Origin of the sequence: Cellulomonas hominis (assembly GCF_005239125.1) — a bacterium.
GTDB lineage: Bacteria > Actinomycetota > Actinomycetes > Actinomycetales > Cellulomonadaceae > Cellulomonas > Cellulomonas hominis_A.
In genome coordinates, this window is record NZ_SZYE01000248.1 from 1 (window position 1) to 4,560 (window position 4,560).

The 4,560-nt window shown below is 76.3% G+C and carries 4 protein-coding genes and 1 pseudogene; 4 read left to right on the plus strand and 1 reads right to left on the minus strand.

Going from position 1 to position 4,560, the window contains the following annotated elements; genetic code table 11:
• Positions 1-60 precede the first annotated feature (60 nt).
• From FA014_RS18110 to FA014_RS18120, 3 genes are all read left to right on the plus strand, one after another.
• Positions 61-666, plus strand: a complete 606-nt coding sequence (locus FA014_RS18110) for a GNAT family N-acetyltransferase (RefSeq protein ID WP_154731017.1) — start codon at positions 61-63, stop codon at positions 664-666.
• A 131-nt stretch (positions 667-797) separates the two neighbouring features.
• Positions 798-1,436, plus strand: a complete 639-nt coding sequence (locus FA014_RS18115) for a hypothetical protein (RefSeq protein ID WP_154731018.1) — start codon at positions 798-800, stop codon at positions 1,434-1,436.
• Between the two features lie 111 nt (positions 1,437-1,547).
• Positions 1,548-2,459: a VOC family protein gene (locus FA014_RS18120; RefSeq protein ID WP_154731019.1), complete on the plus strand. Its 912-nt coding sequence runs from the start codon at positions 1,548-1,550 to the stop codon at positions 2,457-2,459.
• A 102-nt stretch (positions 2,460-2,561) separates the two neighbouring features.
• Here FA014_RS18120 and FA014_RS18125 read toward each other — a convergent pair whose 3' ends face one another.
• Positions 2,562-3,617 (minus strand): glutathione S-transferase family protein, encoded by a 1,056-nt coding sequence (locus FA014_RS18125; RefSeq protein WP_154731020.1) that lies wholly within the window; start codon positions 3,615-3,617, stop codon positions 2,562-2,564.
• 293 nt (positions 3,618-3,910) lie between these two features.
• Between FA014_RS18125 and FA014_RS18130 the strand changes: the two are divergent.
• Positions 3,911-4,560, plus strand: a pseudogene (locus FA014_RS18130) (hypothetical protein); the annotation flags it as partial.

The window sequence follows — 4,560 nt, forward strand, 5'->3', positions numbered from 1 at the left end:
GCGCCGGCCCGCGCGCCGGCGCGCCCGGGGTGCCGGGCGCGGCCGGTAGGGTCCCTGGTCATGCGGGTGAGACCGTTCGCGACGTGCGACCTGCCGGGGATGTACCGCGTGTGCCTGCTGACGGGCGACGCGGGGACTGACGCCACGCCGGTGTACCGGGACCCCGACCTGCTCGGGCACGTGTACGCGGCGCCGTACCCGGTCGCCGACCCGACCCTGACCTGGGTCGTCACCGACGACGAGGGCGTCGCCGGCTACGTGGTCGGCACCGCCGACTCCCAGGCGTTCGCGCACTGGCAGGAGGAGGCGTGGTGGCCCGCCCTGCGGGAGCGGTACCCGCGGCGTGCGGTCGTGGCGGGGTACCGGGACCACGAGCTGCTCGGCACCGTGCACGACGGCGGCCGGTACGACCCGGCGGTCACCGACCGGTACCCCGCGCACCTGCACATCGACCTGCTGCCGCGCGCCCAGGGGCGCGGGCTGGGGCGGACGTTGATCGAGACGCTGGTGGGCGCGCTGCGCGAGCGCGGTGTGCCGGGGCTGCACCTCGGGGTGGCCGAGCAGAACGCCGGGGCGATCGCGTTCTACGACCGGGTCGGGTTCCGGCAGGTCGAGGCGCACCCCTGGGGCCGGACGCTCGGGATGGACCTGCGCGCCGCGGCCTGACCCCGGTCGCGGGTGCCGGACGGCGGGGCGCGCGCCCGGGTCCGCCGCCCGCGGGCGCCCGTCGCGTACCGTGACCCGCAGCGGACCAGCGGCGGAGCCCCGCCGCACCCGACCGGAGCGAGGAGGGCGCGGTGAGCGACACCGGGTACGGCGACTTCGAGTTCGAGCGCCGGTTCTTCGTGCGGACGCCGCCGACGGAGCTGCTCTCCGAGCCCGACCCGGTGCTGATCGTCCAGTCCTACTTCCTGGCCCAGGACGGCTACGCGGTGCGCCTGCGGGTGCAGGCGTCCGGGCTGCGGCTGCCCCTCGGGCCGGACGCGGACCCGCTGGACGTGCTCGACGAGGTCGGCGACCGGTTCGAGTTCTGCGCCGTCACGCTCAAGGGCCCGATGAACGTCGGCACCCGCTACGAGGCGGAGCGGGAGATCGACGTGGTCGTCGGCACCGAGATGATCCGCCGCGGCGGCCACCGGATCGTCAAGAACCGGTACTCCGTCTGGCTGGGGGCCGACGGCTGGGTGGTGGACGTGTTCGGCGGGCCGAACGCGCCGCTGGTGATCGCGGAGTGCGAGCGGTCCGGCCCGGTCACCGACCTGCAGATCCCGGCGTTCTGCGAGTCCGAGGTGACGGACGACGCCCGGTTCGCCAACGACGGGCTCGCGCGGGTGCCGTACCGGGGCTGGGCGGGGGAGTACGAGGCGGAGCTGCGCGAGCGCGGGCCGCGGTTCCTCACGGACTTCGGCCGGAACGACCTGCAGCGCCGGGGCTGACGCCTCCGCGCACCCGCCGGCGGGGCCGTGCCTGCCCCGGCGGCGGGTGCGCGCGCCCGGAATCACACAGGTGTCTCGACAACCATTGAAGCCTCAACTATCATCGTCGGCATGACCACCGCCGACCCGCGCCCCGCCCTCGACCGCCTCGCCGCCGACACCGCGATGGGGCCCGTGACCCTGCTGGTCGGCGACCTCGACCTGCAGCTGCGCTACTACCGCGACGTGCTCGGCCTGCAGGTCGTCGAGCGCCCGGACGAGCGCATCGAGGGTGTCGGCCGGCCCGACGTCGTGGTGCTCGGGCGGGGGACGCAGCCGCTGATGGTCCTGCGGCACACCCCCGACCTGCCGCCCACCAGCCGCGGCCAGGCGGGCCTGTTCCACACCGCGATCCTGTTCGACACCCAGGAGGCGCTGGCCGCCACGCTCGCGTCCGTCGCCGCCCGCGCGCCGCACACCTTCGTCGGCAGCGCGGACCACCTGGTGTCCGAGGCGTTCTACCTCACCGACCCGGAGGGCAACGGCGTCGAGCTGTACTGGGACCGCGCACGCGACCTGTGGGGCTACGACGAGCAGGGGCGGGTGCTGATGGACTCGCTGCGGCTCGACCCGAACGCGTTCATCCAGGGCCACGTCACCGACGCCGCGCTCGCGGCGCCGGCCGGGCGCCCGGTCGTCGGGCACGTGCACCTGCAGGTCGGCGACGTCGCCGGGGCGCGGGCGTTCTACGTCGACGCGCTCGGGTTCGACGTGATGGCCGAGTGGCACGGCGCGCTGTTCGTGTCGGCCGGCGGATACCACCACCACATGGCGATGAACACCTGGAACTCCGCCGACGCCGGCCCCCGGGCGAGCAGCCTCGGCCTGGGCGAGGTCACGCTGGTGGTCCCCGGGAGCGACGACGTCGGCGCCCTGCGCGAGCGGCTCGCGTCGCACGGCGTGGCGGTGCGCGACGACGGGGCGACGGTCACGTTCGACGACCCGTGGCGCAACGTGGTCCGCGTGCGCCCCGTCGCGGCGTAGCGCGGGCCGGCGCCGGCTCGAGGTCGAGCGTCTCCGTCGAGGTCGAGGGTCTCCGGCGCGTCCGGCGCGGGAGACCCTCGACCTCGCGTGAGGCGGCGGGCGTCAGCCGGCCATCGCCTCCGCGGTGTGGGACGGGTCGACCTGCTCGCCCTCGCGGACCGGGCCGGGCGGGGTGCCGTCGCCGAACGGGCGGCCCCCCAGGGACTCCCGGCCGTGCTCGGTCAGCCAGCCGCGCAGGTCCGGCCCGGCCGGGACGATCTGCGTCGGGTTGATGTCCTCGTGCACCACGTAGTAGTGCCGCTTGATGTGGTCGAAGTCGATCGTGTCGCCGAACCCCGGGGTCTGGAACAGGTCCCGCGCGTAGGCCCAGAGCACCGGCATCTCGGTCAGCTTCGAGCGGTTGCACTTGAAGTGCCCGTGGTAGACCGCGTCGAAGCGCACCAGGGTCGTGAACAGCCGGACGTCGGCCTCGGTGATCGTGTCCCCGACCAGGTACCGCTGCCCGGCCAGCCGCTCGGACAGCCAGTCCAGCCGGGAGAACAGCCGGTGGTACGCGCGCTCGTAGGCCTCCTGCGAGCCGGCGAACCCGCACCGGTACACCCCGTTGTTCACGTCGGTGAACACCTTCCGGGCCACCTGGTCGATCTCGTCCCGCAGGTGCTCGGGGTACAGGTCGGGCGCGCCCTCGCGGTGGTACGCGGTCCACTCGGTCGACAGGTCCAGCGTGAGCTGCGCGTAGTCGTTCGTCACGACCGCGCCGGAGGGCACGTCGACGATCGCCGGGACCGTGATGCCCTTCGGGTAGTCCGGGAACCGCCGGAAGTACGCGTCCTGGATGCGCGGGATGCCGAGCACCGGGTCGACCCCGCCCGGGTCGAGGTCGAACGTCCACGACCGCGCGTCGTGCGTCGGCCCGCACACGCCGAGCGAGATCGCGTCCTCCAGCCCGAGCAGCCGGCGCACGATGATCGCCCGGTTCGCCCACGGGCAGGCGCGGGACACGACCAGCCGGTACCGGCCGGGCTCGACCGGGTAGCCGTCCCGGCCGTCGGCGGTGATCCGCGTCGTGATGTAGCTCTGGTCGCGGACGAACTCCTCGCCGCCGGTGACGTACGCGCCGGCGGTGCTGAACTCCTGCTGCGTGGGCTCCGGGGTCATGCGTCGATCATCCCCGACCCGGCGCGGGGACGCCGCCCGGTCCACGGCGGGGCGCGCGGCGGCCTCGCCGGGTGTCGCCGCCCCTGCCTACAGTGGCCGGGTCCCCCCGACCCCGGCCCCGGAGACCCGTGCACCCCGCGCCCGACCGCCCCTCCCGTCCGACCCGTTCGCACCGGCCCCGCGGGGCCCGGCCGTGGCGCGTCGCCGTCGCCGCGCTCGTCGCCGTCGGCCTGCTCGCCGCCTGCACGGGCGGGTCCGCCGGCGGGACCGCCCCGTACCCCACGGCGTCCGCGGTGACGCTGCGGTCCGCCGTGACGCTGCCCGACTCCCCGACGACGGTCGTGCCCGACGGCACCGCCACGGGGACGGCGCTGGCGGTGAGCGGCGCGCTGTTCGCGGCGGCGCCCGTCGCCGTGCTGGTCGCCGACGAGGACCCGGTCGCCGTCGGCCCCGCCGCCAGCGCCGCCGTCGCCCTGGGCGCGCCGGTGCTCGTCGCGGGGGCGGGCGTGGCGGACGAGCTCGGCCGGCTGGGGACGACCGACGTCGTGGTGGTCGGCGCCGACCCGGACGCCCGGGCGGCGCTCGCCGCGGACCTGCCCGACGGGCTGCGGACCTACGGCGTCGACGCGGCCGAGCCGGCGCTGGCCGACCTCGGCCTGGCGGTCGGCGAGCCGCAGGAGGTGGCCGCCGACGGGCTCGTCGCGGCGGTCGCCGACCTGGTCCGGCCGGAGCCGGCGCTGCTGGTCGGCCGGGGCGCGCGAGCCGGGGACGCGGCGAGCGACGCGGACGCGTCCGAAAAGTCCGCGGGTGCGTCGCCGAGCGCGACCCCGAGCGCGACCCCGAGCACCGCGGCCCGGCCCTCCGCCGGCGTGCCGACCGCGCTCCCGACCCCCGGCGGCCGCGGGACGTCCCGCGGCGGGGCCGCGGACACCGCACCGACCGC